The sequence below is a fragment of the Synechococcus sp. BO 8801 genome (assembly GCF_002252675.1).
Taxonomy (GTDB): domain Bacteria; phylum Cyanobacteriota; class Cyanobacteriia; order PCC-6307; family Cyanobiaceae; genus Cyanobium.
This window is the reverse complement of sequence record NZ_NQKY01000011.1, coordinates 33,920-47,377: the sequence shown is the minus strand read 5'-3', so window position 1 is coordinate 47,377 and position 13,458 is coordinate 33,920. Positions and strand designations below refer to the sequence as shown.

At 69.6% G+C, this 13,458-nt stretch carries 13 protein-coding genes; 7 read left to right on the top strand and 6 right to left on the bottom strand.

Annotation, left to right across the window (positions count from 1 at the left end):
* Window positions 1–85: 85 nt before the first annotated feature.
* From mnmE to CJZ86_RS09800, 3 genes are read right to left on the bottom strand one after another with little or no spacing between them, the layout of a single operon-like run.
* Window positions 86–1,483, bottom strand: coding sequence for a tRNA uridine-5-carboxymethylaminomethyl(34) synthesis GTPase MnmE (mnmE, locus tag CJZ86_RS09810; RefSeq protein WP_233133951.1), 1,398 nt, complete (start codon window positions 1,481–1,483; stop codon window positions 86–88).
* Window positions 1,480–2,406, bottom strand: a complete 927-nt coding sequence (locus CJZ86_RS09805) for a DMT family transporter (RefSeq protein ID WP_094585770.1) — start codon at window positions 2,404–2,406, stop codon at window positions 1,480–1,482. Before CJZ86_RS09805 ends, mnmE begins: the two co-directional genes overlap by 4 nt.
* Complete coding sequence (locus tag CJZ86_RS09800; RefSeq protein ID WP_158219542.1) at window positions 2,403–3,239, bottom strand: zeta toxin family protein; 837 nt, start codon at window positions 3,237–3,239, stop codon at window positions 2,403–2,405. Before CJZ86_RS09800 ends, CJZ86_RS09805 begins: the two co-directional genes overlap by 4 nt.
* A 64-nt stretch (window positions 3,240–3,303) precedes the next feature.
* Between CJZ86_RS09800 and CJZ86_RS09795 the strand changes: the two genes are divergently transcribed.
* Together CJZ86_RS09795 and CJZ86_RS09790 are read left to right on the top strand one after the other, a co-directional pair.
* The gene (locus tag CJZ86_RS09795; protein WP_353615221.1) at window positions 3,304–3,861 is read left to right on the top strand and encodes a DUF2062 domain-containing protein; all 558 of its coding nucleotides are present in this window, start codon (window positions 3,304–3,306) and stop codon (window positions 3,859–3,861) included.
* A 14-nt stretch (window positions 3,862–3,875) separates the two neighbouring features.
* A complete protein-coding gene (locus CJZ86_RS09790) occupies window positions 3,876–4,367 on the top strand; it encodes a GNAT family N-acetyltransferase (protein WP_094585767.1) in 492 nt (163 codons plus the stop codon).
* A gap of 4 nt (window positions 4,368–4,371) precedes the next feature.
* Here the strand turns inward: CJZ86_RS09790 and CJZ86_RS09785 are convergent, their stop codons facing one another.
* Complete coding sequence (locus CJZ86_RS09785) at window positions 4,372–4,560, bottom strand: hypothetical protein (protein WP_094585766.1); 189 nt, start codon at window positions 4,558–4,560, stop codon at window positions 4,372–4,374.
* A gap of 112 nt (window positions 4,561–4,672) precedes the next feature.
* On the bottom strand, window positions 4,673–6,136 hold the full coding sequence (locus CJZ86_RS09780) for a protein adenylyltransferase SelO (protein ID WP_094585765.1): 1,464 nt from the start codon (window positions 6,134–6,136) through the stop codon (window positions 4,673–4,675).
* Between the two features lie 118 nt (window positions 6,137–6,254).
* Between CJZ86_RS09780 and CJZ86_RS09775 the strand changes: the two genes are divergently transcribed.
* The 5 genes from CJZ86_RS09775 (at window position 6,255) to CJZ86_RS09755 (ending at window position 11,016) form a co-directional block, all read left to right on the top strand.
* Complete coding sequence (locus CJZ86_RS09775) at window positions 6,255–6,770, top strand: PepSY domain-containing protein (RefSeq protein ID WP_158219541.1); 516 nt, start codon at window positions 6,255–6,257, stop codon at window positions 6,768–6,770.
* 44 nt (window positions 6,771–6,814) lie between these two features.
* Window positions 6,815–7,282 carry a DUF6790 family protein gene (locus tag CJZ86_RS09770; RefSeq protein ID WP_094585763.1) on the top strand — a complete coding sequence of 156 codons (468 nt, stop codon included), beginning with the start codon at window positions 6,815–6,817 and terminating at the stop codon, window positions 7,280–7,282.
* A 104-nt stretch (window positions 7,283–7,386) separates the two neighbouring features.
* Window positions 7,387–8,460, top strand: a complete 1,074-nt coding sequence (locus CJZ86_RS09765) for a glycosyltransferase family 4 protein (protein WP_233133950.1) — start codon at window positions 7,387–7,389, stop codon at window positions 8,458–8,460.
* On the top strand, window positions 8,453–10,567 hold the full coding sequence (locus CJZ86_RS09760) for an amylo-alpha-1,6-glucosidase (RefSeq protein ID WP_094585762.1): 2,115 nt from the start codon (window positions 8,453–8,455) through the stop codon (window positions 10,565–10,567). The genes CJZ86_RS09765 and CJZ86_RS09760 overlap by 8 nt, the downstream gene beginning before the upstream one ends.
* A 104-nt stretch (window positions 10,568–10,671) precedes the next feature.
* Window positions 10,672–11,016 (top strand): hypothetical protein, encoded by a 345-nt coding sequence (locus CJZ86_RS09755; protein ID WP_094585761.1) that lies wholly within the window; start codon window positions 10,672–10,674, stop codon window positions 11,014–11,016.
* 21 nt (window positions 11,017–11,037) lie between these two features.
* Here the strand turns inward: CJZ86_RS09755 and CJZ86_RS09750 are convergent, their stop codons facing one another.
* The gene (locus tag CJZ86_RS09750; RefSeq protein WP_094585760.1) at window positions 11,038–13,368 is read right to left on the bottom strand and encodes a RelA/SpoT family protein; all 2,331 of its coding nucleotides are present in this window, start codon (window positions 13,366–13,368) and stop codon (window positions 11,038–11,040) included.
* Window positions 13,369–13,458 lie beyond the last annotated feature (90 nt).

Here is a 13,458-nt window from a genome sequence, read left to right as displayed (position 1 = left end):
CGCTTCCCAAAGCATTGGGGCTGGAGGTTAAGCGGTCAACAGGGGTGAGCGTTTCGTGATGGCGGCCGGCGGACCGTCGGGGGGGCTACTTGCCGATGCAGAAGCGGGCGAAGATCCGCTCCAGCACCGCCTCGCTCACCTCCTCGCCGGTGATCGCCCCGAGGCCGGCGATGGCGCCGCGCAGGTCGATGGTCCAGAAGTCCCAGGGCAGACCCAGCGCGGCGGTCTCGAGCGACCGCTCCAGGCTGGTGGCCGCCGCCGCCGCCAGCTCCCGCTGCCGGCCGTTGAGGGCCACCTGCAGCCCCTGGATCTCGGCGGCGCCGCAGAGGCCCAGCAGGGCCGCCACCAGGCCGTCGCGGCCCGCGCCGGTGAGGGCGCTGATGCGAACCAGGGGCGCCTCGGGCGGCACGGACGGGACGGCGGCGGCGGCCGCCCCAGCCGGCAGGGCATCGAGCTTGTTGCCAACCAGCAGCAGGGGCACCCCCTCGGGCACCAGCGCCCGCAGTTCCTGGTCGGCGGCGGTCCAGCCGGCTAGCAGGTCGAAGAGCAGCAGCACCGCATCGGCGCCGGCCAGGGCCTGGCGGCTGCGTTCGATGCCCAGCAGCTCCACCCGGTCGTCCGTGGGCCGGATTCCGGCGGTGTCGAGCAGGGTGAGGGGCACCCCATCGAGCACCAGGTCGCTTTCCAGCAGGTCGCGGGTGGTGCCGGGCAGGTCGGTGACGATGGCCCGCTCGCGGCGGCTGAGCAGGTTGAGCAGGCTCGACTTGCCCACGTTGGGCCGGCCGACGATGGCCACCCGCAGCCCCTCGCGCAGCAGTTCCCCCTGGCGGGACTCGGCCACCAGCCCCTCCAGCTCGCCCCGTACCGCCTCCAGTTCGGCCTGCACCGCCCGGCCATCGAGGGGGGGCAGGTCCTCCTCGAAGTCGACCCTGGCCTCCAGCTCGGCGAGCTGATCCAGCAGGCGCTCCCGCAGGCCGCCGATGCGGCGCTGCAGACCGCCGTCGATGCCGGCCATGGCCAGGTCGGCCGCCCGGCGGCTGCGGGCGGCGACCATCTCGGCGATCGCCTCGGCGCGGGTGAGGTCGAGGCGGCCATTGAGGAAGGCCCGCTGGCTGAACTCCCCCGGGCCGGCCAGGCGGGCGCCGGCCGCCAGCACCAGCTCCAGCACCCGCCGCACGGCGATCAGCCCCCCGTGGCAGTGAAACTCCACCACGTCCTCACGGGTGAAGCTCCGGGGGGCCCGCATCAGCAGCAGCAGGGCCTCATCCACCCGCCGGCCATCGGCCGGATCCACCACATGGCCGTAGAGCACCCGGTGGCTCTCCCAGGCCTGGGCGCCCGGGGCCTCGAACAGGCGCCGGCCGATCGCCTCGGCCTGCGGCCCCGAGAGGCGCACGATCGCCACGCTGCCGGCCCCGGCCGCGACGGCGGTGGCGATGGCGGCGATGGTGTCGCCCGGGAGCGGGGGGGTGGGGGGAATCAAGACGGGGAGGGGCTGGGGCCGCTCAGGTGGCGCTGGAGGACACCCAGCAGGATCAGCCCGAGGCTGGCGAGAACGCCGGGCGTGAGCGGTTCGTGCAGGAAGACCGCGGCCGTGAGCACCGTGACCACCACACTGGCGCTGCCGGCGAAGGCCACCTGGGTGACGCTGAAGCGGGCGGTGCTCAGCTGGCGCAGGATCTCTGTCCCCAGGCTGAGGGTGAGGCCGTAGATGACGATCACACCGATCACCCACCAGAGCTGCAGCAGGAAAAAGTGCTGGGGGCCATAGACCAGCAGGGCGATCAGTCCGAACACCAGGGCGCCCGCCAGGTTGGTGACACCGCCGGTGAGGCCGCGGGACAGGTGCTGGGCCGCCAGTTGGCGGCGCAGGCAGTTGCGCGTGGCCGTGGCGATCACCGCCAGCAGCGCCCACAGCAGTCCCGGCAGCTGATCCATCCCCATGCCGAGGCCGGAACCGAAGACCCTGCCGACCACCAGGCCCGCCAGGATCAGGGCCAGGCTGAGGGCAAAGCGCTCCGGCAGCCGTTCCTTCAGCCACCACAGCGCCAGCAGGGCCGAGGCCGGCAGGGTGAGGGAGAACAGCAGGGTCTGGGTGATCACCGCCAGCTGGTCGAGGGCCATGTAGAAGGCGAGCGGGGCCAGAAAGCAGCCGAGGAAGGCATCGGCGGCGATGGCGAGACGGACCCTGGGACGGAGGCCATCGATCTCCCGTCCCACATCCACGGGCTCGGCGATCAGCAAGGCCAGGCCGATCATCAGCTGCGAGATAAAAAAGACATTGCAGAAGCTGATCGGATTCTCACCGGCGATGGCATGGGCCGCCCCCTGCAACTGCAGCCCCTTGAGCACCGTGCTGCGCAGGCCCGAAACGACGCTGTAGGCGATCAGGACGAGCGCCGTCATCGCGGCGAGGCGGCGCCGGGCGGGAAGGGCTGGGGCCCGGTGGGGAAGGGCTCACCCCCCTGCTGCAGCACGCGGCCCGTGAGGCCATCGACCCGCAGATAGCCGTCCGCCCAGCCGGACAGCACCTCGAAGGTGGCAGGGCCAGTGGCGAAATAGCGTCCAATCGCCGCCCGCGAGACATAGCGGCCCATGGCCTGATAACGCTCCAGCACCCTCCTGCGGCTGAGGGATTCGGGCACGCTCACATGCAGCAGAAACACCCTGTATCCCATCGCCCTGAGCTCGGGAATCAGGCGTCGGTAGCGATCGGCCCGGCTCATGGTTCCATCGTAGAGAAGGTCGAAACGGCAGGGCCGGCCGATGCCGGCCAGCAGGCGATCCACCAGCACACCGCTCTCGGCCTGGGTGAGATCCGCATTCCAACCGCGGTAGGCCGGCAGCTGGGCCCGCAACGCATCGGCATCGATGCGCAGCGTGCCCGGTGCCAGGGCCAGCGGTGCATGGGTGCGGAGCCCGGTGGATTTCCCCGCCCCAGGGGGGCCGCCGGTGAGGATCGCGATCGGTGACCGGTCCGACACACAGACGGCCTCCTTCTGCGTTGCCGCGATGATGCGCTGCCGCTCCGTTTCAGGACTGCTGACCGGGGCGAAACGGCCCAGGCACTGCTCCAGAAAATCGATCGCCGCCGGCGAGATCTGCGGCGCACCGGAGGGCTCCAGGATCTGGCAGCTGGCGGGGAGCGCCTCGGCCGCGATGGCCCCCGGCAGTGGCACCACCAGGGTGACCAACCCCGCCAGGCCCCGGAGCGGCAGCAGGAGCGAGGCGTGCCGCACGGCCCATCCAATCACTCAGGGACGCTAGGCGGGACGTCCCGCCACAGCCACAGCCACGCCCGGGCTGGCCGCCGGGCAGCGGGGGATTCCCTCCCTTAACGTTTTTGCGGCGTTCGCCACGGCCCTCCGCGGCTGGCCGGATGCCCCACCCTCCGCGCCCGGACCTCCACTTCTGGCCCTGCGAACCCTGAAACGTCGCTTCCGCCAGGCCATCGAATGGGTCTGGCGCCAGGAGGGCAGCCACGGCCAGCGGGCCCGGGGGCTGGCGGCCGGGGTGTTCATGGGCTGCTTCCCGATCTTCGGCTTCCAGACCCTGCTGGGGGTGGGCCTGGCCAGCCTGGTGCGGGGCAACCACCTGCTGGCCGCCGCCGGGACCTGGATCAGCAATCCGATCACCGACATCCCCCTGATCTGGTTCAACTACCAGCTGGGCAGCCTGCTGCTGGGCCCGGGCAAGGGCTGGCCGGGACGCCTGACCCTGCATCACGAGACCCTGCGCCAGCTGGGCTGGGACTTCACCTCCCGCCTGCTGCTGGGCTCGGCGGTGGTGGGGGTCGTGGCGGCCACGCTCAGCGGTTTCCTCTGCCTGCGGTGGCTGGAGCGCCGCCAGCGGGCCTCCTGAGCAGGGTGTCTGCGGTGATCGATATTCTCGAGGCCGACTTCGCCAACCCGGCCCACGCCGCTGCAGTTCTGAGCCTGATGGAGGCCTATGCCCGCGACCCCATGGGCGGTGGCCAGGGCCTGTCCGGCTTCACCCGGGCGAATCTGGTCGACGCCCTGGCCCGCCGGCCTTCGGCCCACGGGATCCTGGCCTTCGCGGGGGAGGAGCAGGCCGGGCTGGCCATCTGCCTGGAAGGCTTCTCCACCTTCGCCTGCCGGCCCCTGCTGAACGTGCACGATCTGGTGGTGGACAGCAACTTCCGCCGCCAGGGGGTGGGGCGGCGACTGCTGCAGCGGGCGGAGCTGATCGCCCGGCGGCTCGGCTGCTGCAAGCTCACCCTGGAGGTGCTGGAGGGGAACGGGGCGGCCCAGGGCGCCTACAGGAGTGCCGGGTTCCGTCCCTATCAGCTGGACCCCGCCATGGGCCGGGCCCAGTTCTGGGAAAAGCCGCTCCCTGATGGAGGCTGAAGCCTCAGGATTCGGCCAGTCCGGGAAACACCATCAGGTCGATGTGGCCGCCGGAAGGTTGACGCCACTCACGGAATTCCGCCGCCAGGGCCCTGTGCTCATGGTCGAGGGATTGCGACTCCAGATCCAGCAGGCGCTGATGCACCAGATCGAGCGTGTTGTCGATGAGCTGGGCGGCCTGTTCGGAAGTCATGGCATCGCTGCGATGGAGAAAGCCTGAGCTTCGAGGTGTTGTAGAAGACGCCGCCTGGGTCGGCTGTAGCCCCTGACACGGGCCGTCTCCACCGTCGGCGGACCCGCACCGATCACACCGTCCGCGCCAGCCATTGCTGCAGGGGACTCCAGTCGTCCTGTTCATCGATCGCCGCCCAGATCCGTTCGATCACCGGCCGCACCGGCGTCTCCGGCAGGTTCCAGCGCTGCAGGCAGGCGCTGATGGCGGCCTCGGCGGTGGTGCCCTCCGGGGCGGCCACGGCCTGGCTCCAGTGCCACCAGCTGTCCCGCCAGGCGAGCCATTCGGCCCTTGGTGGCGCCGGAGCCTCCGCCACGAAAGGCTCCAGGTCCTCGGCCGTAGCCGGCAGCCCGCCGGTCCGGATGCGTTGGGCCAGGCCTGCGAAGAACGCGCCGTAGGCCACGGGCCAACCGGCCAGCAGCCGCAGGGTGGGGGGCACCGGATCGGGGAGATCAGCCAGCCCCCCGGCAGGGAGGAGGGCGGCGTCGAATCCGAGGCGGCGGAGCAGGCAGCGGCGGTAGTGGGCGTCGTAGACCTCGCCGAACGGCTCCAGCGCCGCCTCCAGGGGAGCCCGGGGCAGCAGCATCGCCAGGGGCTCCTGCAGCAGCCGCAGGTTGTGCTGGCAGACGAGCGGCTGGCGGCCGTAGGCGTAGAGGCCGTCGTGGTCGAAGTAGGCGGCGGTGAAGCCCGGATCCCAGGTCTGGAGGAAGGCGAAGGGGCCGTAGTCGAAGCTCTCGCCGGCCAGCGACATGTTGTCGGTGTTGAGCACCCCATGGATGAAGCCCGCCGCCATCCATTCGGCCGCCAGCCGCGCCAGCCGCTGCACCAGCTCGGCGTAGAAACCCACCAGCAGCTGCTCGCCGTCGCTGTGGATCGCCGCCAGGTGCGGGTAGTGGACGGCAACCACGTGGCGCAGCAGCCGCTCCAGCTGGGCCGGCTGACGACGGAAGAGCAGTCGTTCGCAGGTACCGAAGCGCAGGTGGGTGCGGGCCAGGCGCACCATCACCGCACTGCGGGTGGGGGAGGGCTCATCGCTGCGCCAGAGGTCTTCACCGGTCTCGATCAGCGACAGGGTGCGGCTGGTGGTGACGCCGAGGCGGTGCAGGGCCTCGGCGGCGATCACCTCCCGCACCCCGCCCTTGAGGGTGAGGCGGCCGTCACCGCCCCGGCTCCAGGGGGTGGTGCCGGACCCCTTGGTGCCCAGGTCCTGCAGCTGGCCGTGGCGATCGCGCAGCTGGCCGTAGAGGAAGCCGCGGCCGTCCCCCAGCAGGGGGTTGTAGGTGCCGAACTGATGGCCGTGGTAGCGGAGGGCCAGCAGGGGCATGCGGCCCTCGAATCGCCCGTAGGCCGCCTCGATGTCGTCGTCGCTGACACGGGCTGGGTCGAGACCCAGCAGGTGGAGCACGGGGTCGTTGCGGAACCGCAGGCGCGTGAGCGGAAACGCCGCCGCCTCCACCACATCCCAGTACTCCGGCCCGAGATCCTCAAGGGCGCCCACGAAGGGCAGCCCCAGCAGGGGGTTGGGCCGGGCGGACATCGGTGACTGGCGCGGGGGTGGCGCGGTGGCGGGGCCGGTGGCCGACCCTAGGGAGCGGGGCGCGGACGGCAGCGTTACGTTGATGGCCTCGCGGATGACTGCCTTGCGGACCGGTGCGATGGCTCGTCGGATCAGCCTCTCCATCCCCACCCTCGCCCTTGCCGTGGGCGTGGGGTTGGGCGCCCCTCAGGCGCTGGCCAGCGCCACCGGCAACAGCGCCGGAATCACCGCCGCCCGGGCGGCCGCCATTGCCCTGCAGCGGGTCCCCGGAGGCACCGTCGTCGACATCGATCCCGGCCTCGAAGGCGGCCGGGCGGTGTGGGAGGTGCTGGTCCGCAGGCCCGACAACACCGGCAGCGAGATCTACCTCAACGCCACCACAGGGGCGGTCCTCCGGCAGGAACGGGAGTCGATCCCCCGTGAAGCCATGGGACCCGGACCGGCGGTCACCGTCCAGCAGGCGATCCAGACCGCCGCGGCCGCCGTCCCCGGGGGCCGGGTGATCGCGATCGATCTGGATACGGAGAACGGCCGCAGGGTGTGGGATGCCAAGGTCGCCGGTCCGGGCGGACGGATGGAGATCACCATCGATGCCGCGACCGGCAGGGTCCTCGAGCAGAAGCGCGCCGAGTAGGCCGGATCTGGGTACCGTCAGGAGCCGCCCCAGGGGCCGCCGGCATGTACTTCGTCATCGTCTTCGCCCTCATGCTCGTTCTGCCGGTGGCCGGCATCAGCGTGGAGGTGCTGGCGGGCCAGGCCGCCTTCACGCCGGCCCTGGTCGGCAAGTGGTTCGTGTTCTGGTCCGTGGGCGTTCGCCTGGGGATGGCGGGCCTGCGCCAGATTCTGCAGCCCCGCTATACGGCCGAGGTGATTCTTTCTCTCAAATCAGAGGATTCTCTGGTGCTTGTCAGGGAACTCGGCTTTGCCAATCTGTCGATCGGACTGATTGGCCTGGCCAGCCTGATCCAGCCATCGTGGAGCTCCGCCGCGGCCCTGGCCGGCGGTGTGTTCTATGCCTTGGCGGGCGTCCAACACACGTTCCGCGCCGAGCGCAACGGGAAGGAAACGATCGCCATGGCCTCCGATCTGTGGGCAGCCGTCGTGCTGCTCTCCAGCCTCTCGCTGCAGCGCATTCCCTTGATCTGAGCAAAGCAACCGGCCGGACTGCAGCAGATCTGCACTGTCAGCATCCGTCAGGGGATTCCTGCATAAGGTTAAAGGGAGTGAAAGTCCTGACGCAGGAAGGGGTGATGATGAGAATCGCGCAGATTTCAACGCTCCATGAGAGAGTTCCGCCGATCGGCTATGGGGGAACGGAGCGGGTCGTTCATTACCTCACCGAGGAACTGGTCCGCCGCGGCCATGAGGTGGTGCTGTTTGCCAGCGGCGACTCCCTCACCAGTGCGGAGCTGTTCCCCTGTGTCCCGCAGTCCCTGCGGCAGAGCGGAAACGGCGGTGATCCCAGCGTTCATGAGGCCATTCAGCTTGATCATGTGGTGAAGAGGCACGATGACTTCGACATCCTCCACTTTCACAACGGCCATGGCCATTTCCCCCTGGCGTCACTGCTCGGGGTGCCCCACCTGAGCACGGTGCACGGCCCCCTGCATGCCCCCGAGCAGACGAAGCTGTACAGCCATTTCCATCAGATGCCGCTGGTCTCCATCTCGGAGTTCCAGCGCCTGCCCGTACCCCAGGCCAACTGGCTGGGAACCGTCTACCACGGGCTGCCCACCGACCTCTATCGCTACCAGGATTCCCCTTCCCCCTACCTGGCCTTCGTCGGTCGCATCTCACCGGAGAAACGGCTCGATCGCGCCATCGCGATCGCCACGGCGGTGGGGCTGCCACTGAAGGTGGCGGCCAAGATCGACCCTGTGGATCGTACCTACTTCCATGAGCAGATCGAACCACTGATGCTCAACAATCCGCTGGTGGAATTCATCGGCGAGGTCAACGATGACGGCAAGCAGGAGTTGCTGGCGGATGCCCTGGCCCTGCTGTTCCCGATCGACTGGCCGGAGCCCTTCGGCCTGGTGATGATCGAGGCCAACGCCTGCGGCACGCCCGTGATCGCCTGGCGCAACGGCTCGACCCCCGAGGTGATTCTCGATGGGATCAACGGCTTCCTGGTGGATTCGATCGAGGAGGCCATTGCCGCGATCGGCCGGCTGGAGCAGCTGGACCGCGCCCGGGTCCGCAGCCACTTCGAAGTCTGTTTCTCGGTCAGTCGTCAGGCCGAGGACTATGAGCAGCTCTACCGGCACCTGATCCAGGCCAGTCGCTGCCACAACAACGTCCACCGGATCCCGGTGCATGCCTGATCCGCTGCCTCCTTACGTTCTCAAGAACGAGGAAACCTTCGCGATCCTGGATTCCCGCGGCGAGATCTGCCCGGAACTGCAGCACGACACCGGCATCTATTTCCGCGGCACCCGCCATGTGAGCCGGCTGCAGGTTCTGCTCTGGAACCGGCCGCCAGTGGTGCTGGGCGCCACCGAGCGTGGGGCGGTGGGCGTGCTGGTCAGCCATCTCAGCAACAACGAGGACGGGGCCGGTGGCTCCGCCGCCATGACCCTGCATCTGGAGCGCAGCACGGTCCTGACGGCGACGGCGTTCCTGCAGCAGTTCTGCTTCACCAGCTATGAGGAGAAGCCCATCCAGATCCCGCTGAGCGTGCGGCTGGATGCCGACTTCCGGGACATCTTCGAGGTGAGGGGCTACAAGCGCCTGCAGCGCGGCCGCATTGTCCAGGGCGGGCCTGGCACGCTCGCGCTCACGTACAGGGGCCTGGACGGGGAGGATCGACTCACGGTCCTGCGGCTCAGCGATCCGGTCCAGGACGTCGATGGGGATCACGTCGCTCTGGTGCTCACCCTGGAGCCGCGCCAGACCCGCCGGCTCTACCTGGTGCTGGATTTCCAGCCCACGGATCAGCCCCTGGGCGCGGAGCAGCACTACAGCGCCGCCATGACCGCCACGATCGAGTGGTTCCGCGACGCCCGCCGCAGCGCGGCCTCCGTGATCACCGATAGCCCGGCCTTCAACAGCTGGCTGATGCGTTCCTTCTCGGATGTGCACCTGCTGGCCAGCCGGGTGGAGGATGGGCTCTACCCGTACGCCGGGATTCCCTGGTTCAGCTGTCCGTTCGGCCGGGACGGCCTGATCACGGCGCGCCAGATGCTGATGGTGGAGCCCCGCCTGGCACGGGGGGTGCTGGGCTATCTGGCCAGCAACCAGGCCCTCGTGGAGGATCCGGCGCACGACGAGGAGCCCGGCAAGATCCTGCACGAAGCGCGGCTCGGCGAGATGGCGGCCCTCGGAGAAGTGCCGTTCGCCAGTTATTACGGTGCCGTCGACTCCACGCCCCTGTTTCTGATGCTGGCGGGCGACTATCTGCGCCGCAGTGATGATCGCGATTTCATCGCCGGGCTGCTGCCGGAGCTGGAGGCGGCGATGGCCTGGATCCGCCGGGCCGAGGCCTCCAGTGCGGATGGGTTCGTCCACTACAGGCGGGCTTCCCAGGGGGGACTGCGCAACCAGGGGTGGAAGGATTCCGACGACGCCATCCACCACGCCGATGGCCGTCTGGCGGAAGGCTCGATCGCCCTCTGTGAAGTGCAGGCCTATGTCTACGGGGCGCGTCGGGCGTACGCCTCGATCCTGGAGCGCCTGGACCGGACCAGCGAGGCCCATGGGCTCCTGGAGGAGGCCGCCGCGCTGAAGCGACGGTTCCATCAGGCCTTCTGGACGCCGTCGATCGATTCCTATGCCCTGGCCCTGGATGGTTCAGGTGAGCCCTGCCAGGTGCGCGCCTCGAATGCCGGCCATTGCCTCCTGACCGGCATCGCCAGTCCCCAGGCGGCGGCGGCGATCGCCCGGCGCCTGATGGCCCCCTCCAGCTTCAACGGCTGGGGCATCCGCACCCTCGATGAACGGGAGCGTCGCTACAACCCGATGAGCTACCACAACGGCTCCGTCTGGCCCCATGACAACGCCCTGATCGCCATGGGCCTGGCCCGTTACGGCCATCGCTCCGAAGCGCTGCAGATCCTCACGGGGATGTTCGAGACCGCCTGTGCCCTGCCGATGTACCGCCTGCCGGAGCTGTTCTGCGGCTTCCAGCGCCGGGAAGAGGAGGGGCCCACCTCCTACCCGGTGGCCTGCAGCCCCCAGGCCTGGGCCAGCGCCAGCGTGTTCGGCCTGCTGGAGGCGATCACCGGGATGTCGATCGAGCGCGACCAGGGCAGCGGCCGTGTGCAGGTGCGTCTGCGCAACCCCACCCTGCCGATGGGGCTGAACGTCCTCGACTTCAACGGACTGCGCCTGGGGGACGAGGAGATCAACCTGCAGTTCCACCGCGGCGACCACGACGTGGGCGTCCTGGTGCGCAGCCGGACCCCGGGGGTGGATGTGCTGATCATGAAGTGACGGCCAGGCCGCATGGCCCCGTCACCCCGACATGTCATCGGGAGAGCCGAGAAATTCGGCGGATCGCTCCAGACTGGAGGATTGCTCCGCTGGACCCTTCCACCATGACCGCCTTTCGTGCCGCTCTCGTGCTGCTGTGGCTGGCCGTGGCCGGTTACACGCTGGTGGTGGTGCCGCACCACGGCATCGACCTGGTGCGTGTCTTCATCGCGGACGTTCGGGCGATGGGCTGGCCCGGGCAGTTCGATCTGGATTTCCTCGGCATGCTGCTGCTCACGGGCCTCTGGGTGGCCTGGAGAGATGACTTCTCCGCCAAGGGACTGGGCCTTGGCCTGCTGGCCGCGGTGGGCGGGATTCTGTTTCTGGCGGCCTATCTGCTGGTGCTGTCCCTCCAGGCCAACGGCAGCGTGAAACAGGTTCTGCTGGGCACCCGCCGGGCCGCCACCTAGCCCGGCTGGGCTCCCGGTGGTTCAGCCGATGCCGGTGCGGCAGAGGTCGAGCACGTCGGCCATCGAGCGGATCTGGTCCATGGTGGTGCGCAGCTGGGCGGCGCTGAGCAGCTCGACCCGCAGGTCGATGGGGGCCGGCTTGCCGGCGCTGGTGCGCACCCGGGCATCGCTGACGTTGATGCGGTGGTCGGAGAGGCGCATCAGGATGTCCTTCAGCACCCCCACCCGGTCGAGCACCTCGATGCGCAGCCGCACCGGGTAGCGCCGCTGCTGGGCCTCGCCGAGCGGGTTCCAGCGCACCGGCAGGCGCCGCTCCACCGGCACCTGGGGCACGTTGGCGCAGTCCTGGCGGTGGATGGTGATGCCGTGGTTGCCCAGGGCCACGGTGCCCACGATCCCCTCCCCGGGCAGGGGGCTGCAGCAGCCGCCCAGGCGGTACTCGAGTCCTTCAAGGCCCAGAATCGGGCTGTTCGACGGGTGCCCGTGGGGGGCGTGGCGCGGCTGGGCTGCGGCCACCCCGGCGGCCACCTCCTCGTTGGTGGGGGTGGGGGCGGCGGCGGCGGTGCTGAGGCGCACCTCCTCCCGCAGGCGGTTGAGCACCTGCTGCAGGGTGACGCCGCCGAACCCCAGGGCCGCCAGCAGGTCCTCGGTGCCCACCAGGTTGCAGCGCTTCGCCACCCGGGCGATCGCCTCCCCATTGAGCAGGGCGTCGAAGCCGTCACGGCCCAGCTCCCGTTCCAGCATCTCCGTGCCGCGCTGGATGTTGTCGTCGCGGTGGCTGCGCTTGTACCAGCCCCGGATGCGGTTGCGGGCCGTGGGGGTGGCCACGAAGTTGAGCCAGTCGAGGCTCGGGTGGGCGTTCTTGGCGGTGATCACCTGCACGAAGTCGCCGTTCTGCAACGGCGTGGCCAGGGGACAGAGACGGTCGTTGATGCGCACGCCCTGGCAGTGGTTGCCCACCTCCGAGTGGATGCGGAAGGCGAAGTCGACGGCGGTGGAGCCCTTGCGCAGCCCCACCACATCCCCCTTGGGGGTGAACACGAACACCTCCTCGTCGAAGAGGTCCTCCTTGATCGAGGCCAGGAAGTCGCTGCTGTCCTCGCCGCCGTCGTCCTTCTGCCAGTCGACCAGCTGCCGCAGCCAGTTGAAGCGCTCCGTGTCGCCGGCGGCCGGCGAGCCCCCCTCCTTGTACTTCCAGTGGGCGGCGATGCCGTATTCCGCCACCTGGTGCATGTCGGTGGTGCGGATCTGGACCTCGATCGGCCGGTGCCGGCCGATCACCGCCGTGTGCAGCGACTGGTAGCCGTTGGGCTTGGGCAGGCCGATGTAGTCCTTGAAGCGACCGGGGATCGGCCGGAAGATGTCGTGCACCACCGCCAGGGCCCGGTAACAGCTCTCCACGCTCGGGCAGAGGATCCGCAGGGCCGCCACGTCGTAGATCTCGTGGAAGGCCTTCTGCTGGCGCTGCATCTTGCTCCAGATGCCGTAGAGGTGCTTGGGCCGGCCGCTCACCTCGCACTCCTGCAGCCCCGCCGCCACCAGCCGGTCGCGCAGCAGCTGCACCGTGGTCCCCAGCCGCTCCTCCCGTTCGCTCCGCTTGGTGGCGACCTGCTGCTGCACATCGCGGTAGGACTCGGGCTCCAGCACCTTGAAGGCCAGGTCCTCCAGCTCCCACTTGAAGCGGCCGATGCCGAGGCGGTTGGCCAGGGGGGCGTAGATGTCGCGGGTCTCCCGGGCGATGCGCTGCTGCTTCTCGGGCTTGAGGGCGCCGAGGGTGCGCATGTTGTGCAGCCGGTCGGCCAGCTTGACCAGCACCACCCGGATGTCGCTGGCCATGGCCAGGAACATGCGGCGCAGGTTCTCCGCCTGGGCCTCGGTGCGGTTGGTGAAATGGATGCCGCCCAGCTTGGTGACCCCCTCCACCAGGGCGCGCACCTCCTCACCGAACCGGGCTTCGATCTCCTCAGGGGTGACCTGGGTGTCCTCCACCACGTCGTGCAGGAAGCCGGCGGCGATCACCGCCGCGCTGGCGCCGATGTCGCGCAGCAGGCCGGCGACGGCGATCGGATGGACGATGTAGGGCTCGCCGCTGGCCCGGAACTGGCCGTCGTGGAGCTGGTAGGCGAAGTCGAAGGCCGTGGCCACCAGGGCCTCCGGGTCGACGGGGCGCGCCTCCTCGCCGGCGGGCGGGAACTGCTGAAGGCTCTGGCGCAGCCAGGCCGGCAGGGGGACGCCGTAGTCGCGCTCGGGGGCGGCGGTGGCTTGCACCTCCTGGATCCCCTCTGCACCAGGAGTTACGGCCGAGGCGTAAGCCAGCGGAGAGGAACCTTGATCCGGCGCCACCCTCAGCATCACACCCTTCAGGGTCCACCCATGGTATGGGGCAATCGTCACGAACCAGGGGATTTGCGCATTCGGCCATCCAGACTGGGCGCCGCCGGT

Bases quoted from the DNA above. Each gene is read 5' to 3' on its own strand.
- CJZ86_RS09755 (WP_094585761.1), top strand. From the start codon at position 10,672: ATGACCGCCTTTCGTGCCGCTCTCGTGCTGCTGTGGCTGGCCGTGGCC.
- CJZ86_RS09785 (WP_094585766.1), bottom strand. From the start codon at position 4,560: ATGACTTCCGAACAGGCCGCCCAGCTCATCGACAACACGCTCGATCTG.
- CJZ86_RS09760 (WP_094585762.1), top strand. From the start codon at position 8,453: ATGCCTGATCCGCTGCCTCCTTACGTTCTCAAGAACGAGGAAACCTTC.
- CJZ86_RS09805 (WP_094585770.1), bottom strand. From the start codon at position 2,406: ATGACGGCGCTCGTCCTGATCGCCTACAGCGTCGTTTCGGGCCTGCGC.
- CJZ86_RS09765 (WP_233133950.1), top strand. From the start codon at position 7,387: ATGATGAGAATCGCGCAGATTTCAACGCTCCATGAGAGAGTTCCGCCG.
- CJZ86_RS09750 (WP_094585760.1), bottom strand. From the start codon at position 13,368: ATGCTGAGGGTGGCGCCGGATCAAGGTTCCTCTCCGCTGGCTTACGCC.
- CJZ86_RS09770 (WP_094585763.1), top strand. From the start codon at position 6,815: ATGTACTTCGTCATCGTCTTCGCCCTCATGCTCGTTCTGCCGGTGGCC.
- CJZ86_RS09775 (WP_158219541.1), top strand. From the start codon at position 6,255: ATGGCTCGTCGGATCAGCCTCTCCATCCCCACCCTCGCCCTTGCCGTG.
- CJZ86_RS09780 (WP_094585765.1), bottom strand. From the start codon at position 6,136: ATGTCCGCCCGGCCCAACCCCCTGCTGGGGCTGCCCTTCGTGGGCGCC.